Origin of the sequence: Paenibacillus senegalimassiliensis (assembly GCF_001486585.1) — a bacterium.
Classification (GTDB): Bacteria; Bacillota; Bacilli; order Paenibacillales; family Paenibacillaceae; genus Fontibacillus; species Fontibacillus senegalimassiliensis.
Genome location: NZ_LN909046.1, coordinates 90,828 through 111,657, shown reverse-complemented (window position 1 = coordinate 111,657; position 20,830 = coordinate 90,828). Strand labels below are relative to the sequence as shown.

17 protein-coding genes are annotated in these 20,830 nt (G+C 51.1%); 5 read left to right on the top strand and 12 right to left on the bottom strand.

Annotation, left to right across the window (positions count from 1 at the left end; genetic code table 11):
• The first annotated feature begins 60 nt into the window (after window positions 1–60).
• Window positions 61–2,172: a polyphosphate kinase 1 gene (ppk1, locus tag BN3279_RS14600; RefSeq protein ID WP_059051922.1), complete on the top strand. Its 2,112-nt coding sequence runs from the start codon at window positions 61–63 to the stop codon at window positions 2,170–2,172.
• Here ppk1 and BN3279_RS14595 read toward each other — a convergent pair.
• From BN3279_RS14595 to BN3279_RS14550, 10 genes are all read right to left on the bottom strand, one after another.
• Window positions 2,132–3,667 (bottom strand): Ppx/GppA phosphatase family protein, encoded by a 1,536-nt coding sequence (locus BN3279_RS14595; RefSeq protein WP_059051921.1) that lies wholly within the window; start codon window positions 3,665–3,667, stop codon window positions 2,132–2,134. The two genes, ppk1 and BN3279_RS14595, sit on opposite strands and share 41 nt — an antisense overlap.
• Window positions 3,668–3,829: 162 nt before the next feature.
• Complete coding sequence (gene ptsP / locus BN3279_RS14590) at window positions 3,830–5,542, bottom strand: phosphoenolpyruvate--protein phosphotransferase (protein WP_059051920.1); 1,713 nt, start codon at window positions 5,540–5,542, stop codon at window positions 3,830–3,832.
• Complete coding sequence (locus BN3279_RS14585) at window positions 5,535–5,810, bottom strand: HPr family phosphocarrier protein (protein ID WP_018753147.1); 276 nt, start codon at window positions 5,808–5,810, stop codon at window positions 5,535–5,537. Before BN3279_RS14585 ends, ptsP begins: the two co-directional genes overlap by 8 nt.
• 307 nt (window positions 5,811–6,117) lie before the next feature.
• Window positions 6,118–6,963, bottom strand: a complete 846-nt coding sequence (gene glcT, locus BN3279_RS14580; protein ID WP_059051919.1) for a glucose PTS transporter transcription antiterminator GlcT — start codon at window positions 6,961–6,963, stop codon at window positions 6,118–6,120.
• Window positions 6,964–7,212: 249 nt separating this feature from the next.
• On the bottom strand, window positions 7,213–8,787 hold the full coding sequence (locus BN3279_RS14575; protein ID WP_059054428.1) for a flotillin family protein: 1,575 nt from the start codon (window positions 8,785–8,787) through the stop codon (window positions 7,213–7,215).
• 59 nt (window positions 8,788–8,846) lie between these two features.
• The gene (locus BN3279_RS14570; RefSeq protein WP_059051918.1) at window positions 8,847–9,377 is read right to left on the bottom strand and encodes an NfeD family membrane protein; all 531 of its coding nucleotides are present in this window, start codon (window positions 9,375–9,377) and stop codon (window positions 8,847–8,849) included.
• Between the two features lie 134 nt (window positions 9,378–9,511).
• Window positions 9,512–10,675 (bottom strand): iron-containing alcohol dehydrogenase, encoded by a 1,164-nt coding sequence (locus tag BN3279_RS14565; protein ID WP_059054427.1) that lies wholly within the window; start codon window positions 10,673–10,675, stop codon window positions 9,512–9,514.
• Between the two features lie 192 nt (window positions 10,676–10,867).
• A complete protein-coding gene (locus BN3279_RS14560) occupies window positions 10,868–12,445 on the bottom strand; it encodes a UDP-glucose--hexose-1-phosphate uridylyltransferase (RefSeq protein WP_059051917.1) in 1,578 nt (525 codons plus the stop codon).
• Window positions 12,446–12,460: 15 nt separating this feature from the next.
• Window positions 12,461–13,447 (bottom strand): UDP-glucose 4-epimerase GalE, encoded by a 987-nt coding sequence (gene galE, locus BN3279_RS14555; protein WP_059051916.1) that lies wholly within the window; start codon window positions 13,445–13,447, stop codon window positions 12,461–12,463.
• Window position 13,448: 1 nt separating this feature from the next.
• Window positions 13,449–14,627 carry a galactokinase gene (locus BN3279_RS14550; RefSeq protein ID WP_059051915.1) on the bottom strand — a complete coding sequence of 393 codons (1,179 nt, stop codon included), beginning with the start codon at window positions 14,625–14,627 and terminating at the stop codon, window positions 13,449–13,451.
• 155 nt (window positions 14,628–14,782) lie between these two features.
• Here BN3279_RS14550 and BN3279_RS14545 point away from each other — a divergent pair, with 155 nt between their 5' ends.
• Window positions 14,783–15,649 (top strand): AraC family transcriptional regulator, encoded by an 867-nt coding sequence (locus BN3279_RS14545; protein WP_059051914.1) that lies wholly within the window; start codon window positions 14,783–14,785, stop codon window positions 15,647–15,649.
• A 5-nt stretch (window positions 15,650–15,654) separates the two neighbouring features.
• Here the strand turns inward: BN3279_RS14545 and BN3279_RS14540 are convergent, their stop codons facing one another.
• A complete protein-coding gene (locus BN3279_RS14540) occupies window positions 15,655–16,428 on the bottom strand; it encodes an NAD-dependent protein deacylase (protein ID WP_059051913.1) in 774 nt (257 codons plus the stop codon).
• Between the two features lie 16 nt (window positions 16,429–16,444).
• A complete protein-coding gene (locus tag BN3279_RS14535) occupies window positions 16,445–17,221 on the bottom strand; it encodes an HAD family hydrolase (protein WP_059051912.1) in 777 nt (258 codons plus the stop codon).
• A gap of 243 nt (window positions 17,222–17,464) precedes the next feature.
• Between BN3279_RS14535 and BN3279_RS14530 the strand changes: the two genes are divergently transcribed.
• The 3 genes from BN3279_RS14530 (at window position 17,465) to ilvD (ending at window position 20,811) form a co-directional block, all read left to right on the top strand.
• Window positions 17,465–18,523: an acyltransferase family protein gene (locus BN3279_RS14530; protein WP_059051911.1), complete on the top strand. Its 1,059-nt coding sequence runs from the start codon at window positions 17,465–17,467 to the stop codon at window positions 18,521–18,523.
• 154 nt (window positions 18,524–18,677) lie between these two features.
• Window positions 18,678–18,932 (top strand): KGG domain-containing protein, encoded by a 255-nt coding sequence (locus tag BN3279_RS14525; protein WP_059051910.1) that lies wholly within the window; start codon window positions 18,678–18,680, stop codon window positions 18,930–18,932.
• Window positions 18,933–19,125: 193 nt separating this feature from the next.
• On the top strand, window positions 19,126–20,811 hold the full coding sequence (ilvD, locus tag BN3279_RS14520; protein WP_059051909.1) for a dihydroxy-acid dehydratase: 1,686 nt from the start codon (window positions 19,126–19,128) through the stop codon (window positions 20,809–20,811).
• Window positions 20,812–20,830: the final 19 nt, after the last annotated feature.

The following is a 20,830-nucleotide window of genomic DNA, read 5'->3' as shown; positions in this document are numbered from 1 at the left end:
AGAACAGCTAACTTGCCTGTTCTTCAGTCAGAATCGTCACTTAAAGCGGAGGTCATACAAATGGCGCTTACGGGAATCAAAAAACTAGGACCACGGTACTTGAACCGCGATCTCAGTTGGGTGGAATTTAATCGGCGTGTGCTATTGGAAGCAAGGGATTCAAGTACCCCTTTGCTGGAGAGGGCCAAATTTCTGTCCATCGTCTCCAGCAACCTGGATGAATTCATGAGTGTGCGTGTCGCCGGCATACAGGATCAAATCCGGGCAGGATATGTGAAGAAGGACTTTACGGGTTATACCCCAGCCGGGCTGTACAAGCGTCTAATCAGTCGCATCTCGGCCATGGTCACCGAACAGTATCGTACCTTCCGGGATATATCCAGGCAGCTTGTTCGGGAAAATATCATGTTTCTCAAATACGATGATCTGAATATGGCGCAGCGGAAATCGATGGAGACCTACTACCACGATATTGTCTTTCCGGTCCTCACTCCGATGGCCGTCGATCAAAGCCGCCCATTTCCACTGGTACATACGGGATTTGTCTATTTATCTGTCGTGCTCAAGAGAGAGAACGAGCCGCAAATCGATGAGGACGGGGAAGAGAGATCCCCTTATTTTGCCATTGTGCAAATCCCGTCGAACTTGTCCAGAATTATTCCCTTACCGAACCATTCCAACAGTAAGAAGCAAGCGTTCATCCTTATTGAAGAACTGATCCGTCATCATATCCAAACGTTGTTCAGCGGTTACGAACCGCTAGCCGTTCATGAATTCAGGCTTACGCGTAATGCGGACTTGGCCTTTGATGAAGAAGGCGCCGAAGATTTGCTGGAGGAGATCGAGAAGGAACTGCGGAAGCGGCGTTGGGGCTCACCCGTCAGGATGGAAATTCAGAAGGGTATTCACCCTTACGCCCTTGAATTACTAGAGGATGAATTTGAGGTCGGGGAAGCGATCTTCGAGATTGACGGACCGCTCGATCTCGGCTATCTCGGCCGCTTGCCCGGTGCGGTCAAAGGGTATCCCAAGCTCCGTTATCCCCAAATTGATCCCGTATATCCACGGGAATTCGGGCACAACACCGATTTCTTTGAAGTGTTGCAAGAACGCGATGTGCTGATGTACCACCCTTACGAGAGCTTTGATGCGGTCACCGATTTTATTGACCAGGCCGCAGAGGACCCTGCGGTGATGGCCATCAAGATGACCCTCTACCGAGTCAGCGGCAATTCTCCGCTGATTCAGGCTTTGGCCAATGCCGCTGAATCCGGCAAGCAGGTGACCGTCGTCGTGGAACTGAAGGCACGCTTTGATGAGGAACGTAATATTGCCTGGGCGCGCACGCTGGAGAAGGCCGGCTGCCATGTCGTCTATGGTCTGGTCGGATTGAAGACCCATGCGAAGATTTTGCTTGTCGTTCGCCAGGAAGGCCGCGACCTCAAGCGCTACATTCATGTAGGGACAGGTAACTACAACGATACCACCGCCCGCCTGTATACCGATATCGGCTTGTTTACGACAGACCCGCTTATCGGAGAAGATGCTTCCCAGTTGTTCAACCTGATCACGGGATACTCGGAAGCGGGGCATTGGAAGACGTTGACCGTCGCTCCCACCAGCATGAAGGACAAGCTGTTTGAGCTAATTCAACGGGAAGCTGGACATGCTGCTGCAGGAAGACCAGCACGAATCATTGCCAAGATGAATTCCTTATCCAATCAGGAAATGATTGATGAGTTATATGAAGCCTCGTCGGCTGGCGTCCATATCGATTTGATTGTGCGTGGTGTCTGCTGTCTTCGCCCCGGTGTTGAAGGGCTTAGCGAGCAAATTACCGTACGCAGTATCGTGGACCGCTTCCTCGAGCACTCCCGCATCTATTATTTCGAGAATGGGGGGCAACCGGAGGTCTATATTTCGAGTGCTGACTGGATGACACGCAACCTGACGCGCCGGATTGAACTGATGTGTCCAGTCACCAAGGAGGACACCCGGGAGACCTTGGTCCAAATCCTGAATCTATCACTTGCTGATAATGTCAAAGCAAAAAGGCTGGTATCCAGCGGAAAGTATGAACCGATCCGCAATACCCAGCCAGATTGCCGCAGCCAGTTCTCCGCCCACCAGATTAATCTGTGGAAGACGGATGAACCGACCAATCTAGTGTAATCCCCCAAGCTCGCTTGAAGCTTTTGGCCGCAGTCGCAAGCTGCCTGATTTCCAGGTAAGTTTGGCTGCGGCTTTCTAATTTCAGCCGCAAGGCAGCCCCTTTCAGCTCCATCTCCCGAATCTGTACCGACTGTGTCTCGCTGGCATCCATAGCAAGAGCAACCTCCACCAAAGCACCCAGTCTTTCAACTAACTCATCATCCTTGTCCTTAAGCAGACCCCGATATACGCCAAAGTTTACTTTCTTGCCATGGTTGGCTGGGTAATCCACAATCAAGCTGCATAATACAGCTTCCCGATGGGTTAAGGCCCCAAGGGGGGCTTGAGTCATCCAGTACAAGGTATGCTTATCATATTGATGGTAACGAATGTCCCCACCAATCTTATATAGGCGCGAAGCAGTCTGCAAGAGCCGGCTGATTTGCGGCTCCTCTGCACCTGCTAGCAAATGGTAAATCTGTTCAGCATGACGGCTTACTTGGCGAAAATGCTCCCGTGGGGCTTGCGTATGGAAGGTAAGCAGGGTCTCGGCCTGACGCTCGAGTACCTCGGCCGCAGCAGGTAACTCCAGCCCTAGCGTATTTTGGAGCAGGCCTTCGCGCAAGCCGGCGCCGCTAACCTGACAGTAGATGGACCCGATCCGCCGCAGAACGGTGTACAGGATAAGCGTACCTGGCACTATAATATCCACGCGCGACTTGGATAATCCGTCCATGCGCTTACGCTTGTCCAGCGGCAGGTCGGGGAGCGTTTCGGCATAGTGCCGAAGGCTGTCCGTCTCCAGCAGATAGTTATGGGCCAGGCGGAGTGGATACTTCCGCCGCCGCTGATCCAGCTTGCCCAGCGTACGTATAGTCCCTCCCAAGCCGATAAGCGGCAAGCCCGGATGTGCATCGATCCAGGGTAAGCCGCTCAGCAAGCGCTCTACCTCGCTCTGCAAGCGCCCGATCTGCTCAGCCGTCCAAGGCTCTGAAGCCGGTCCGAACCTCACCTGGGCATTGACGGCTCCAATCGGCAGCGATACGCTGCTTATCATACGCCGTCCTTGGAACAGCGCAATCTCCGTGCTCCCCCCGCCGATATCAATAATAAAGCCGTCCTCGTTGGTCATCCCCCCAGCTACGGCCACGAAGCCGTAATAGGCTTCCTGCTCTCCGGTGAGAATCTCAATGTCCAGACCAGTCTCGGCTTCCAGCAAAGCCTTGATTTCTTCAGCATTTGCCGCGTTGCGAATCGCTGCCGTAGCCGCAACTCGGACTTGTCCGCAAGCATAAGCTCGGCAAACCTCGCGAAACTGGCGAAGAATAGGCACAATAGAGAGGATTTCAGCCCGCTCCATCGCTCCCTCCGGATTCATTTTTTCACTTAACCGAGCCGATTCCTTCTTCTCATTGATGAGCCGATAAGCACCTTGCGGCGCCGTTTCATATATAGCCAGCCGAATGGAGTTGGAGCCGATATCAATAATGCCTATATTAGTATAGTTAGTCTGCATATAGAGTTACTCCTGTGATCCTAATAGAGTTAGTTCAAATAGTTGATTTTAATTCACTTTATCCCAAAAGCGACCAAAAATAAACCATATTGCAAAAAAAACCGGCGCACAACGGCGCCGGCCTATAGGAAACCCGCAAAACGGTTGGAAAAGCTAACCCTGTTATTCTTCGATGCTGCGAACCAATTCAACCACTTGCTCAGCGGTCTGCATTTGCAATGCTTTGGCTGCCAGTTCCTTCATTTCTGCTCTAGACAACCGGGAAATTTGCGAACGTGCTGGCAAAATGGAGGTTGCGCTCATGCTGAATTCATCGAGACCCAAGCCGAGCAGCAGCGGAATGGCTGTAGCATCGCCTGCCATTTCACCACACATGCCAGCCCACTTGCCTTCCTTGTGAGCAGCTTCAATCACCATGCTGACCAGACGCAGAATCGCCGGGTTGTATGGTTGATACAGATAGGAGACACGTTCATTCATGCGGTCTGCGGCCATCGTATATTGAATAAGGTCATTGGTTCCAATACTGAAAAAGTCCACTTCCTTCGCGAACTGATCCGCCAGAACGGCAGTTGAAGGAATTTCTACCATGATACCCAGTTGAATTTCGTCGGATACTTGAATGCCCTCAGCCTTCAATTTATCCTTCTCTTCCAACAGCAGCGCCTTGGCCGCCCGGAATTCATCCAACGTAGCGATCATCGGGAACATAATCCGCAGCGGTCCATACACACTGGCCCGCAACAACGCGCGAAGCTGAGTACGGAAGATATCCTTCTGCTCCAGGCACAGGCGAATGGCCCGGAAGCCCAGGAACGGATTCATCTCCTTCGGCAGGTTCAGATAAGGCAACTCCTTGTCGCCACCAATATCAAGCGTTCTGACGACAACAGGCTTGCCTTCCATCTTCTCCAAGACGGTCTTGTAGGCGTTGAACTGGATGTCCTCGGAAGGCAGTTCTGTACGTCCCATGTAGAGGAACTCGGTCCGATACAGGCCTACGCCCTCCCCGCCGTTCTCAAGCACGCCCGTCACATCGTTAGGAGTCCCGATATTAGCCGCAAGCTCCACGTGCACGCCATCCTTGGACTCTGTCTTGACCCCGCGAAGCTTCTTCCATTCTTCGATTTGACGAAGATGGTTGTCGCGTTTATCCGTATATTCACGAATAACGTCTTCACTAGGATTGACGATCACATGACCGTCCAAACCATCCACAATGACAAGATCGCCACTGTTCACTTGCTCCAGCACATCCTTGGTTCCGACCACAGCCGGGATCTCCAGGGAACGAGCCATAATTGCAGAGTGCGAAGTACGTCCGCCAATGTTCGTGGTGAAGCCCTTGACATAATTACGGTTTAATTGCGCCGTATCCGATGGTGTCAAATCCTCGGCAATGACGATGACTTCTTCGCTGATATCAGCCGGATTAACATAGGTCAATCCAAGCAGGTGCGTTAATACTCGCTTGGTAACGTCCCGCATATCTGCGGCGCGTTCTTTAAGATAGGCGCTCTTCATGTTCTCGAACATGGTGATGAATTCAGATGCCGTTTCATCCAGCGCAAATTCTGCACTAGCCTTAGCCGATTGAATCTTATCGCGAACCGGAGTCAGCAGTTCAGGATCGTTTAGGATCAGCAAATGAGACTCAAAAATCTCCGCTTTTTTCTCACCAAGCTCTTGAAGCGTGCGCTCTTTGATCGCCTCAAGCTCCTGCTGGGATTTTGCCAGTGCATCATCCAGACGCGCAAGTTCTGCGGCCGGATCAGCAGCTTCCCGGCGAGTTACCGTGTAGTCGGGATGCTCCAGCTTAAATGCCTTGGCAATAGCCACGCCGGCGGAAGCGGCAATACCGGCAATATTAAGCATTCACTTCTCCCAACCCTTCGTTGACCATGACATCAGTGAGCGCTTGAAGTGCATCTGCGGCTTCTTCTCCTTCAACGATCAGCTTGAACGAATCTCCTTGCTCCAGACCCAGGGACAATACACCAAGGATAGATTTCAATGTTACTTTCTTGCCGTTAGCCTCTGCAAAGGATTCGGCTCCTTTAAATTTATTTGCTGTATTAACCAGTGCCGTAGCCGGGCGTGCGTGAATTCCATCCTCATCGGTAATTCTGAACGTTCTTTCCATATTCAATCCTCTCGCTTTCTGCTTATAATTTAGGTAGATGTATATGATACGCTCCCTTTATTGTAAGGGATGGCGATAACCAAAGCCAAATGTGTAACGGATACAAAAAAATAAAAGCATGAGCTAATAGAGTCTCCTCTCATGTATCAAAGCCACCTAGGGATATGTTACCCCGGATTCACGCGATACAATCAAAAAAACTATAATCAACTCATGCCTGATCGAATCAGTCACACATTGTGATTATGAAGTTAGTTGGTTACAGTTCAAAAGTATAACAGAGCTTTTTTTCACATGCAAGCGAAGTCTATTGAACATTCTCCGGAGCGACACGGTGCAAATGCAGCGTCAAGTAGCTGACCTCTGCCTGATACACCGGCATCTTTAAACGCTGCTCCATGATCAGGGTAAGTTTCTCGGCCAGCAGATAAAGCGAAGGGTATTCCTTCTCTAGCAAGCTAGCCAACTTATCGACTTCGCTCACTTGTTCACCCCGGCGTACCCGTTCAATGGCAAAACGCAAATGCGTCAACAAACGGGAATAATCCAGCGAATCCCTCAAGATCGTAAAGTGGAGTTCCTCTTCAATAATCTTGACCAAATCGGCAATCAATTGAGCATGTCCGCGAACCTCGCTAATATGACGGTTGGTCATGGCGCTATTGATGTGCAGGGCAACGAACCCTACCTCGTCCTCGCCCAGATCAACTCCCATTTTCCGATGAATCAAATCAATGGCATATTGCGCCAGCTCAAATTCCAACGGATAGATTTCCTTTGTTTCGAACAAGAAGGGATTGTGGAAAGCGAGATCCTGCTCGGCACGCTTGATTGCGAACGCCAAGTGGTCCGTGAGAGCGATATGAATATGCTCATTAAGCTGTACATCCGTCTTTCCGGAAATATACATAATGATCTCGCCAATCGTCTCGATTAACTGCTCATCCACCTGAGGTACGAGTTGCTTATATTGCTCCTGTTCTTGCTGGCTTGTGAGAATAAACAGTTTCTCAATCGCTTCCAGCGGGATCGAGTCTCCCGTCTTGCGATTGAATCCGATGCCTTTGCCGATTACAACGACCTCGCCATGCTCCGGGTGTCTTGCGATAATGACGTTGTTGTTCAACACTTTGGCTACGCTTAGGCTGTTCACAATCGGTTGCACCTCTTCTTGTCTGATTCTCGGAAATCGCTTACACCCATTATAATCGATTTGTTTCGCTTCTGTCAGCCGATTTCACGGCAATTTGAAAGCGTCCTCGCCCAAGCAGGGCGGGACGCTGCATTTCTTGCATTCAGTTATCTCTATGCCAAGTTACCTTTCTCCTTAGACATTGTCAAGCATCAACCAAAGAAATTTCATGAATAAATTAAGGTCTTCGGCTGATAGCTCATTCCTCTTCTAGATTTGAGGGTCCAAAGGAGGCTCCACAATCTTCGGAGCAGGCTGCTCAGCCTGTGGCTGTGGCGGAAGAACCGCAGCCGGTTTGTTCTCAACGGAAGCCGTGAACGGAGCTGGTGTAGAAACGACCTTACCCTTGGTCAAGCCCTGGATCAGCTTATCCAGTTCAATTCCCGATACGCTCTTCAGCATATCCGGTGCCGTAGCCATCAGTTCAGTTACATAATTGCTAACCCGTGCGGCGCCTTCACCTTTTCCTGTATCCACTACAGTCAACTTATCGATGCTGGACAACGGCTCAGCAATTTGACGGGCCAAGTCAGGCAGCATCTTGACGACAATATCGAGTACAGCGGCTTCGCCAAATTTCTGGAACGCTTCAGCCAATTTCTCCTTCGCTTCGGCTTCAGCCAAACCACGCAAGCGGATAATTTCCGCATCGGCGGTACCTTTGGCACGTTCGGCATCGGCAATAGCCAGACCTTCGAGACGCTTCTGTTCCGCAGAAGCCTTGGCTTGCGTCTCAATCGAATATTGCAAGGCATCGGCTTCCCGCATTTTACGGGCTTTGTCGGCTTCGGCCGCTTGTTCTACCGCATAACGATCGGCATCGGCTTTCTTCTTCACTTCAGCATCATATTGTTTCTCACGAACGGTAATTTCTTTCTCTTGCAGGTCAATTTCCCGTTCCTTACGCACGAGTTCGACCTTCATTTGCTCCTCGACCATCAACTGCTTGGCTTTAGCCTCCTGGATATGGTAGGCCTGGTCCGCTTCCGCCTTGGCCGTATCCTGAACCTTCTTAAAGGAAGCTACCTTCAGTTCCTTATCCTTCTCGGCTTCGGCAATGTTGGTATCACGCAGCACTTCCGCCTTCTGCCCGGATTCTTCGGCAAGCGCCTTCTGAATCCGCGCATCCCGCAGCGCTTCCGCCTCGGCAATGTCGGCATCCCGCTTAACTGCAGCGATCCGTGGTTTACCCAGCGCTTCCAGATAACCGTGCTTATCTCTTACGTCCTTAATGGTGAAGGAAACAATTTGCAGACCCATCTTCTTCAAGTCGCGGGCAGCAACGCCTTGCACTTCTTGAGCAAATTTGTCGCGGTTACGGTATACTTCCTCAACCGTCATGGAGCCCAGAATGGAACGCAGATGACCTTCCAGTACTTCCTGCGCCTCACCCTTCAGCGATTCAATAGGCTTGCCCATGAATTGTTCGGCTGCTGTCGCAACATCCTCAATGGAGCTCCCTACTTTGATAATCGCAACCCCGTCCGCGGATACCGGAACGCCCTGCTCCGTATATACTTCAGGGGTCATGACATCAAGCTTGTGAGACAGCAATGACATGAATTCGGCCTTTTGGAAGATCGGCCAGATAAATGCACCGCCACCACGCACGATTTTGATTTTACGACCGGACTGGTCGTCAGAAATATTTTTGTTGCCCAGGAATGAACCCGTAACGATCATCGCCTCATCCGGGCTAACCGTTTTGTATCTAGCCCAGAAGGCCAGACCCAGAACCAGAATCACCGCAATAACAATCAAAGGAATAAACAAAAAATCCGGAATGTTCTCAAAAAACAACTCACATCAGCTCCCTCTTCTTGATTAGATACTTCGTTTCGTCGCTACAATGAGCCAGTATCCAGTTCCGACACCTGCACAGTCCCTTCCTTCGTCGTATCTACCACGACGACAGACGTACCGGCGGGAATATCTTTGCGATCCCAGCTAGAGGCAATGTGAATCGTATTGCCAGCGACTAGCCGTATCATGATCTCCCCATAACCCTGTGCCGGAATCGGAACGGTGACCTCGCCCATTTTTCCGGGCAGTTCAGAGTTTGAGAAGCCGGTAGAATTTTCGCTGTTTTCCATGGGCTTAACGTAGGCGAAATAGACCCCCACTGATAATAAGCCTGCAATCAATATAGACGCAATCACGATGACTGCCGGACCAAGTCCGGTATAACGGGTTAGCAAGATACCCGCTCCACCAAAGGAAGTAACCGCCGAAGCCGAAATGACCGGCTTCAGGAAATCAACGGACATAAAATCGAACAGGCCGTCCAGCCAGCTTCCAATCAGATCCCCCAGCACCGCGCTAATGACTGCGAACAAGGCCCCTCCAACAAAACAGCCCCAAAACAGCGTCTCCATGCTCTCTCCCCCCTCTGCCCAAAATATGCAACTCTAATTGTTTCATACGTTCTTCCAGCCCTTTTGTTTCAAAAAAACGGCCGGACTACAGGGCTAAGCCCCTTCAAATCGGCTTTGTGAGTGGATTTCCCCGCTCATAGGGACATGCGGTAAATCTCCAAAACATCCGCTTTGCCCAGCACCGCAAAATTGCCGAAGGGACCGAACCGGACTGCCTTGTCGGCCATCGTCTCTAGCTGGCTGTCATCGATGCCATAGTCGGCCAGGCGGCTTGGAGCGCCGATGGAAGACCAGAAGGCCCGCAGCGCCGCAATACCCTCAAGAGCAACCGTCTCATCATCCTTACCGGATGGATCGATATGGAACACCTTCTCCGCCAGTCGCTTGAACCGGGCAATATCATGATGCAAATTGTATTTCATCCAGTTCGGGAATAGAATAGCCAACCCGCCGCCATGCGGAATATCGTAAACTGCGGACACGGCATGCTCGATGTTATGAGTCGCCCAGTCACCGGAATACCCCATGTCGAGTACCCCGTTCAAGGCCATCGTACCGCATAGCAAAATCGTCGCCCGATGCTCTTCGTTCTGCAAATCCCCGGCCAGTTTAGGAGCCGTCTCGATGACAGTCCGTAGTAAAGCCTCAGAGAATTCATCCTGTAACGGAGTATTACTCGTGTGATGGAAGTAATGTTCGAACACATGCGACATAATATCGACCATGCCATATACCGTTTGCTCCTTGGGCAAAGTTATCGTGTAATACGGGTCAAGAATGGAAAATGCGGGATAGGCGAGTTTACTTCCCCAGCCCAACTTCTCCTGCGTAGCTTCGTTAGATATGACGGAGTTCCCGTTCATCTCCGAACCCGTGGCTGCCATCGTCAGCACCGTGCCTAGCGGCAGGGCCTCCTTCGGCACCGCCTTATGCTCCGCAAAATCCCACATATCGCCTGCGTATTTAGCCCCTACCGCAATAGCCTTGGCACAGTCGAGCACGCTTCCTCCACCAACCGCCAGAATCAATTCAATCTCCTCAGACCTGCACAACTCAACACCGCGGTGAACTGTCGACAGACGTGGGTTGGGTTCAACGCCGGGCAGTTCCGTCCATACGGCCCCGATCTCCTGCAAAATAGTAACGACCTGATCATACAGACCGCTGCGTTTAATGCTGCCTCCCCCATAAACGAGCAGCACCTTTTGCCCATATGCAGGTACTTCGGTTCTTAAGGCTTCCAATTGACCTTTTCCAAAAATAAGCTTCGTTGGATTACGAAATACAAAATTGTCCAACCTGTATTCCTCCCCACTGTTATGTACGACCTGAATAATATTGACATCGCCGTAAGCGCCTTCCACCTTGATTATACCGTCAAGGGCAAGCCAATCACAAACCAAAAGCACGACTTCAGGCCCTAAGTCCCAAAACAAAAGAAGCCGTCCCGGTCTTGATCTCCCCGAGACGGCCTTGCTTCTTGTTCAGACTTATTGCTTGCCGTAACCGGCCGATAAAACAAACCGCTCAAATGCCGCTCGTCCTTCGATAGTTGTCTTGAACACGCCTGCATGCTCAAGAATTTCGGCAAATTTACGCCCAACCTGATCGCGGAGCAAGGCATCTGCCGCTTCCCAGCTCAATGTCCCTGCGGCATTTGCCACCAGTTCCTTCACCCATTCCGCATGCACAGCGAGCGGGGCAGCAGGGTCAGAAATCGTCTGCTCATAAAGAGCAGTATTTCCTGCCAGAATGTCGGCGATATCCGCCAGTTCTTCCTTCAGGCGGCCAGGGAGAATAGCCAGACCCATGACCTCAATCAAGCCGATATTCTCTTTCTTAATATGATGCATCTCGCGATGGGGATGGAAAATCCCTTCCGGATGCTCCTCGCTCGTGCGATTGTTCCTCAGCACGATATCCGCTTCATATCCCCCGTCAGCGCTGCGCCGAACGATAGGCGTCACTGTATTATGCGGCACCGATTCACCGTTCTCCTGGCTAAAGGCCAGCACCTCTACGGATGGATCGCTATAGGTCTTCCATTTCTCATACAGGTCATCCGCGGCATCCAGTACGGTTGCCGGGTCCTTCCCATTAATACGGAGTACGGTCATCGGCCAGTGAACAATGCCTACGGTGACCCCAGCAAAGCCGGGATGAGCATATGAGCTTTCCACAGGCGCCTGCTCCAGCGGGAACGTGTGCCTTCCCCCCTGAAAATGGTCATGCGTCAAAATCGAGCCGCCCACAATCGGCAAGTCAGCATTTGAACCAATGAAATAATGCGGAAATGCCGTGGTGAAATCCAGTAAACGTTTAAATGTATCCCGCGTCAGCTTCATCGGTACATGATCGTGGTGGAACACGATACAATGCTCGTTGTAATAGACATACGGAGAATATTGGAAGAACCAAGGTTCTTCGTTTAACGTTAACGGGATGACCCTCAGGTTCTGTCTGGCCGGATGATTCAGCCGACCGGCATAACCGACGTTCTCCCGGCAGAGCTGGCATTTGGGATATACCGGAGGAGGCAGCAGCTTCGCCATAGCGATTTCCTTCGGATTCTTCTCGGGCTTCGACAGATTAATCGTAATCTGCATCTCCCCGTATGTCGTGGACTGATTCCAGGCCACATTTTGCTGTACCCGATCCATACGAATATAGTTGCTATCCACCGACAGCTTGTAGAAAGCTTGGGTAGCAGCTTCGATCCCCTGCTCACTCTCCGTTTTGCGGAAGGCTGCGATCGTCTCAGACGGTCTGGGCATCAGCAAACCCATAATTTTAGCATCCAGAAGATCCCGATAAGTTGCTGTATTCTCTGGAATCAGTCCGATTTCGAGACCATAGTCAATCAAAATTTCAAGCGGCTCCTGTGGTCCTGGCAATACCTCCGCAGCAATAACACCAGCATATGGTTCATCAAAAGCAAACAACTCCATCAAGCGGTTCCGCGAATAGTCTACATCCCACCAATCGATCATCCCATGCTCAAGCGCATAATGGACCAACCGTTCAATGGCATGCCGGGCTTCCTGACCCTTGTTCTCTCCTGCTCCCATTGCTTCTCTCACTCCTTAATCGTTGTAGCCATTCGGATGATTCTCATGCCATTGCCATGCGCTCTGAATGATATCTTCCAGCTTATCGCGAGAAGGCTGCCAGCCAAGAACAGACCGCGCCTTATCCGACGAAGCAATCAATACCGCCGGATCTCCGGAGCGACGTGGGCTGATGACCACAGGGAAATCGCGTCCTGTTACACTTTTTACCGTCTCGATAACTTCCTTCACCGAGAACCCTTGCCCGTTCCCGAGGTTGAATATATCGCTTGACCCGCCCTCTTGCAAATGAGCAACTGCACGCAAATGAGCATCGGCCAAGTCGCTTACATGAATGTAATCGCGGACACAGGTACCGTCAGGAGTGCTATAGTCATCACCGAATACCTGAATCGAGGGGCGCTTGCCTAAGGCAGCTTCAATAATTAACGGAATCAGATGGCTTTCCGGACGATGATCTTCGCCAATCTTACCACCATCATGGGCGCCGGCGGCGTTGAAGTAACGCAAGGAGACGTATTTAATGCCTAGAACCTGATCGAACCAAGCCATCATCCGTTCCATCGTCAGCTTCGTTTCGCCATACACATTGGTCGGACGCGTAGGATCGCTCTCTTCAATCGGTACCTTCTCAGGTTCACCATAGGTTGCTGCCGTCGAGGAGAAGACAATTTTGCGCACATCTGCCTGGTCCATCGCTTCCAGCAGGCATAGCGTGCCATACACGTTATTATCATAATATTTCACAGGGGCCTTCATGCTCTCGCCTACCAGTGAGTTGGCTGCAAAATGAATGACCGCTTCAATCGAATTCTCCGAGAATAATTTGGCTAACAGCGCCTTATCACGTAGATCACCTTCGTAGAACTTCCCGCCCAGCACCGCCTCGCGATGCCCGGACTGCAAATTGTCAATAACGACTACCTCTTTGCCTTGACTAAGCAGCGCTGCCACCGTATGCGAACCGATATATCCCGCTCCACCAGTCACCAAAATTGCCATGTTACTTCTCCCCTTTCATTTCATGTACTCCGTCGCCCACACCACACACATAGAATTCGCCTTCCAGCCCGGTCTGCTCCTGATAAGCCTTGCCCACCTCAGCCACAAATCGGTCTACGGATGCCTCGTGCACCAGAGATACCGTACAGCCTCCGAATCCAGCGCCGGTCATCCGCGCGCCAAGCGTTCCGTCGATCTTGCGAGCTTCCTCAACCATCACATCTAGTTCCAGACAACTTACTTCATATAAATCCCGGAGCGAATCATGGGATGCGTTCATCAGCTCACCGAAGGCCTTCAAATCATTGCCGCTGAGCGCCTCCACCGATTGCAGCACCCGAGCGTTCTCTTCTACCACATGTCTGGCACGATTGTATAATACCTCGTTAGCAAAATCGCCCTTCCACTGCTCTAGCTGCTCTGGCTTCAGATGGGCCAGGTAGTTCAGCTCAGGCACACGTTTCTGTAGAATCTCCAGTGCAGCATCACACTCCGAGCGGCGCTCATTATATTTGGAATCGACCAGCCCGCGCCGCTTCTTCGTGTTGCTAATAACCAACTTGTATGCGCCGGTGCGGAAGGGAACCAGCTTGTATTCCAGCGTGTCACACATCAGTAGAATTGCCTGATCCTGCGCCCCATTGGCAACTGCAAATTGGTCCATAATGCCGCTGTTCACGCCTACATATTGGTTCTCTACCCGTTGGGAAAGCTTGGCAATCTCCACCTTGTCCGTCTCCTTACCCTCCATGCTCAGCAAGGCAAAGGCCGTCACCACTTCAATGGATGCGGAGGAAGACAGGCCTGATCCATTGGGAATCTCGCCATGGAACAGCAGGTCATACCCACTCGTTAGCGGAACGCCCATCTTCTTCAACTCCACAGCAACCCCGATGGGATAATCAGTCCATTCGCCGGTTTTCTCTCTTCCGAGCTCCTCCAGAGCAATCTCTGTGGTAAAAGGAAGATTAGTTGAAGCGAAGGACACTTTACCGTCCTGACGCTTGCGAATAGCCAGCGATGTGCCAAATTCCAATGCTGCCGGAAATACGTAACCTCCGTTATAATCGATATGTTCGCCGATCAGGTTAACACGTCCTGGCGCATTAAACACGCGAAGCACAGCGCCATTATCCTCATATTTAGACATAAACAATTGTTCCATTTCCTGTTTATTCATTAATTAACACCCCATCGTCATGGAATCATTACTTCATGTATCCAGTATAATAAAGACATGCCAAATTGATAATGAAGGATTGCGAGTTGTATATAGATAAATGTGACTTTCGAAGATAGAATAGAAGAAGGAACATACCAAAGGAGACAACGAGTATGAATCGAGAAACCTACAGTGCAGCGGCTAACCCCGAATTAGAAGAAGCCAAGGATCTGCATGTGCTGTTTGCAGGGGAAAGTCAGACCCTGCCGGATCACCGGCTGGGGCCCAAGGTGTACGATTATTTCCTGCTGCACTTTGTGGAGCAAGGTAAAGGCTGCTTCCGCACCGAATCCGCTGCTTACGATTTGCGCGAGGGAGATTGCTTCCTGATTCTACCCGAGCAGTTGGTCAGCTATGCGTCCGATTTGACCGAGCCTTGGCGTTACCGCTGGATCGCCTTTGCCGGGACCAGAGCCGCAGAACTCGTCCAACAGGCTGGATTTGCACCCGAGCAGCCCGTGTTCCGTCATGGTCCGGAAAGTCCGATCCCGGCTATGTTAGACCGTGTCCTGCGGGCCTTCCAAAGTAAAAAGACCAGCGCTCATTTGTTATCGCTGGGTCTTCTCTATCAACTCATGGGGGAAGCTCAGGAGACACTGGTCAAGGAATCGGCTTTGCCCGCCGGTGAAGCGGGTGTACAGCGCATCGTCAAGCAGATGATCCACTATATGACCAGCCAGTACGCCCACCCTGTATCCATCGAGCAGATGTGCTCTTCATTAGGATATAATCGGGCGTACTTATCCCGCATCTTCAAGCGTGCTACCGGACTTGCCCCGGTTACGTATTTACTGAAGCTACGAATTGATAAATCCCGTCAGCTTCTTCGCGAGCGCCCGGAACTGTCCATCGAGCAAATTGCCGCCTCCGTCGGTCTGACTGATCCGTTGTATTTTTCGCGGCAATTTCGGCGCTTCCATCACCAATCCCCCAGCGAATACCGCCGATCCGTCAGCGGTGCCAATAAGCCAGCACCGTAGCTTTCTTATTCACCCTGAATTGCAGGAGCATCAGCGGAGCCAAAGCCTAGCCGACGGCCCACCTCACCCAATACCACACCAATCGGTTCGTTTATGAGCAGATCTGCCCGGTGGTCATAAGCTGTGGCTGAAGCGTTGAGCAATACGGTTCGTTCTCCCCGGAAATAAGTGACCAGGTGTGCCGCCGGCTGTACAGTCAGCGAAGTTCCCCCAATCAACAGCATATCTGCTCCGGCAATGGCCGTCACGGTACGCTCAATAACCCCATCATCCAGACTTTCACCATAAAGCACTACATCCGGCTTAATCACACCTCCGCAACTGCAATAAGCCACGGTATGCTCGCTCCTCATCACCTCGTCCAAGGTATACGCCCGCCCGCAGCCCAAGCAGGTATTGCGATGGATCGAACCGTGGAGTTCAAGCACCTTACGGCTTCCTGCCAGTTGATGCAATCCGTCTATGTTTTGCGTAATAACGGCATCCAGCTTGCCCGCCCGCTCTAATTCAGCCAGAAATACATGCGCAGCATTGGGCTCTGCTTCGGGATGAATCATCTTTGTCTTGTAGAAATCATAGAACACTTCCGGATGCTGATCGAAAAATCTTCGACTCAAAATCTCTTCCGGAGCATAAGGCGTATCATTCTCCATCTGATAAATACCCGCAGCGGAACGAAAATCGGGAATTCCACTCTCCGTAGAAACCCCTGCACCGCCAAAAAATACGATTCTTTGGCTCTCCTTCACCCACGAGGTTAATTGCTCTATAGCTGTCATGTTATTCTCTCCCTTCCTATTCAATTATCAACTCATCGTATCCTTGGATTAAAATATCTGCATCCCTGAGATAAGAAACAGCCGTAGCTAGTTCCTCATTAGCTTCAGCCAGACCAATCGTCAGGCGAGCCCCCGCATACCGGCCCATCTGCATGTCTGCATTGCTGTCTCCAATAACTATGGCTTCCCCGGGCTCAACCCCAAGCTCCCGGCAGGCCAGCAACGCCATATCCGGCTCCGGCTTGCCTCGCTTGACCCGATCCCGACCCACAATACTCTCGAACTCATTTTGGATACCCATCCACGTCAAATGCTCCAGCGCTTCAGCGGTGCCGTCTGACGTAACAACGCCCAACTTCAGCCGAGCAGTACGGCACATCTGTACGAACTCGTATAGCCCCGGGAGTGGCCTGGCCTCCCGCCGTTCCCTAAGCTCTGCCATGGCCAAGGCGTTAAGCCTCCGTATCGCCATGATCGCCTCGTTCCACGGAAGTCCCGCAGCGTATAGGGAAGAGGCCAGCAAGGCAGTGACCTCGTCTTCCGTTCCCATAGCGAGAGGACCTTTTTTATCGTAAGCCACAACCCGGCCCGTCTCGTCCATCTGCACCCCCGGCAAAATAGCCTCCTGCAGCGCCTCGGCGTATCCCAGTGCCGTGAGCTCCTGACGAACCAAACGAATCAGCGTCTCAGCCCAGCTACCCCAAAGCCCCATAAAATGCAGGATTGTCCCATCCTTATCAAATAATATGGCCTGACACTCTATCGCTTTACCTTGTACCCGAATGATCGCCATTGCTTATCTCGTCCCTTCATAGGTCGGCATACCATCAAACCTGCTTTCCTAATTATAACATTTCCATCGGCCTATGACGCCTTACGACATTCAAGGGTTCGCCACATTTGAAATCGCTAACAATTCATTAATTGTGATTATTATCACAATTTTAAATCGCTGAACATCGTATTTTTAACTTAAGCTAATATTTAAATTTTTAAACTTTAAAAAAGAAGCCAGATCTGGAGGAAGAGAGCAACCATGAGCATACCGGTATCAAGTAGCCATACGCAAGGCGAGGTGTTTTTTCTTAATTTGCGTTTCCTGCTAATCGTTTGCGTCTTTGTGGGCAATGCCATCGAGCCCCTCATCTGGCGGATGGATAGTATGTACTCGCTGTACCAGTGGATTTTCACCTTTCATATACCCTTATTCGTGTTTGTTACCGGCCATTTCGCCAAGAACAATCTGAAGGGAGCACCTGGCCGGAAGGTTATGCTGCAAATCGGCTTGCAATATCTGATCTTCCAAAGCCTCTACTCCATCATGGATGCGATATGGTTCCAAGTCGATTCTGTTCATCGCTCCTTCTTTGCTCCTTACTTGCTGCTCTGGTTCCTTGCCAGCCATTTGGGATGGCGGGCCTTTATGTTGCTCACCCGCCAGTGGCCGCCGAGCCGACAACTCGCTCTTTCTGTTATTCTGGCTGTTCTTGTCGGCTACCTGCCGATTGATGGTGTATGGCTCAGCATTTCACGAACCTTCGTATTCCTGCCCTTTTTTGTACTGGGCCATCATTACTCTGGACGGCTGCTGTCCTATTTCCAAAAGCCCAAGATTCGTATAGCTGCCATCTGTGCTTCACTTGTTTGGCTGCTCATCCTCGGCCTGGGCCTGCTTCATATCGCACCCGGCTGGCTATACGGCAGCTTGACTTATAAGGAACTAGGCTCTGCGGCCTGGATGACCGGCTTGTTCCGTTTACTGTTGTATCCTGTACAATTACTGGCAGGTCTGGCCTTCCTAGGTTTCGTTCCTATCAAGGCCGGCCGAATTACAGAATGGGGCAGTCGTACGTTGTATGTTTTTTTACTCCATGGCTTTGTCGTACGTATCGCCGCCCTGTCTCCTATTTATAAGCATATTGATAATCAAGTTGGAGCACTGCTGCTTATTATTGCGGCTGCTGCGCTTACCATACTGCTGACCCATCCGCTCGTCCGGCGATGCACTGCACCGTTAATCGAACCTCCTGTGCAATGGTTGCTGGCACCGGAACGCCATACGCTGAATCAACCCAGCACAGCAAGCAAGTCCTAGCTCACCTATAGTGCGTATTTAACTTTAGACCATAAGGTCCCCAAAGGGGGACTTTTTGCGTTATTTCAACTTTCTGCTCCCAGGCTCGTTTCAAAATGGATATACGTGGTAAATAGAACATACGCAGTCCAAAAATGGAGCAAGGAGGGATATGATGGCACGAAATCACAACAAAATGACCCGAGAAGAGGCCGGACGTTTGGGGGGACTGGCCACTGCCAAAAATCATGGCAAGCAATTTTACCAGGAAATTGGTCAAAAAGGCGGCGAAGCAACTTCCCGAACTCATGATCGGGATTTTTATCAGGAAATCGGCCAAAAAGGCGGCGAAGCAACCTCCCAAAAACATGATAAGGACTTTTATCGTAAAATCGGCCGTAAAGGCGGGGAATCCCGCAATAAAACATAATAAATCGACTCTAGTGTCTAAATCTCCGGTAATCCGGGGATTTTTTATTTTGTGTAGAAAGAATCGCGTCCCCATGCGGGCTCTCCCATAGATATGCTGTAGAAAAAGCTACCTACTTGTGATAGACTTTAGAGAAAACCTTTAGCGGTGTAAAGCTACAAAATACACTCTATACCTGGGGGGAGAAGGAATCATGACAGCCAAGAAAATGCGTTCAGATATGATAAAAAAAGGCTTCGACCGTGCGCCTCACCGCAGTTTGCTGCGAGCAGCCGGCGTAAAGGAAGAAGATTTCGGCAAACCGTTCATCGCGGTCTGCAACTCTTATATTGATATCGTACCTGGACATGTGCATCTGCAAGAGTTCGGTAAGATCGTTAAAGAAGCCATCCGGGAAGCCGGAGGCGTTCCTTTCGAGTTCAACACCATCGGGGTAGATGACGGCATTGCTATGGGACACATCGGCATGCGCTACTCCTTGCCTAGCCGGGAGATCATTGCAGATTCGCTGGAAACTGTCGTTTCCGCCCACTGGTTCGATGGCATGGTCTGCATTCCCAACTGTGACAAAATTACACCGGGCATGATGATGGGCGCCCTTCGCGTTAATATTCCGACAGTCTTCGTTAGTGGTGGACCGATGAAAGCTGGCGTGGACAGCAAGGGCCGCAAGCTCTCGCTTACCTCTGTCTTCGAGGGCGTTGGTGCACACCAAGCTGGACAAATTGATGATAAAGAGTTGCTTGAGCTTGAACAGTACGGCTGTCCAACCTGCGGCTCCTGTTCCGGGATGTTCACAGCCAACTCGATGAACTGTCTGGCCGAAGCTTTGGGCCTGGCATTGCCTGGTAACGGTACAATTCTCGCCGTCGCTGATGAACGCCGTGACTTCGTGCGTCAATCCGCTAAGCAATTGATGGAACTGATCAAGATTGATTTGAAACCCCGGGATATCGTAACCCAGGAATCCATCGACAATGCGTTTGCTCTGGATATGGCGATGGGCGGGTCCACCAATACAGTGCTGCATACCCTCGCTTTGGCTCAGGAAGCCGGGATCGAATATTCATTAGAACGGATCAACGAAGTAGCTAACCGCGTGCCTCATATCGCCAAGCTGGCACCCGCTTCAGACCTGTTCATTGAAGACGTACACCGTGCCGGGGGCGTGAGCGCCGTGATTCATGAGCTCTTGAAGAAGCCGGGGGCTGTATTCGGTGATCAAATGACCGTCAGCGGCAAGACGCTTGCCGAGAATGTAGCAGGTTGCGAGATTACGGATCACAGCGTAATCCGTCCTATTGATAACCCTCACTCAGAAAGAGGCGGGCTTGCCGTTCTCTTCGGTAACCTGGCTCCGGAAGGTTCTGTAATCAAGGTAGGGGCCGTTGATAAGTCCGTTGGCGGCTACCATAAAGGCCCTGCCATCTGCTTTGATTCCCAGGAAGAAGCCTTGGAAGGAATTGCTTCCGGGAAAGTCAAGGAAGGCTGCGTCGTGGTCATTCGTTATGAAGGTCCTAAGGGAGGTCCTGGTATGCCAGAAATGCTGGCTCCAACCTCGCAAATCGTTGGGATGGGACTCGGTGCCAAGGTTGGCTTGATTACCGATGGACGCTTCTCTGGAGCCTCCCGTGGTATCAGTATCGGTCATATCTCTCCGGAAGCCGCGGAGGGCGGCCCGATCGCCTTCGTCGAGGACGGAGATATCATTGAACTGGATCTCAACAACCGCAAAATCGAATTGCATGTCAGCGAGGAAGAATTCAACAGCCGTAAAGCAAATTGGAAGGGCTTTGAGCCGAAGGTCAAAACCGGTTATCTGGCTCGTTATTCCAAACTGGTTACAAATGCCAGCTCCGGCGGCGTAATGAGAATCTGACCTGTATGAATTGCAATTA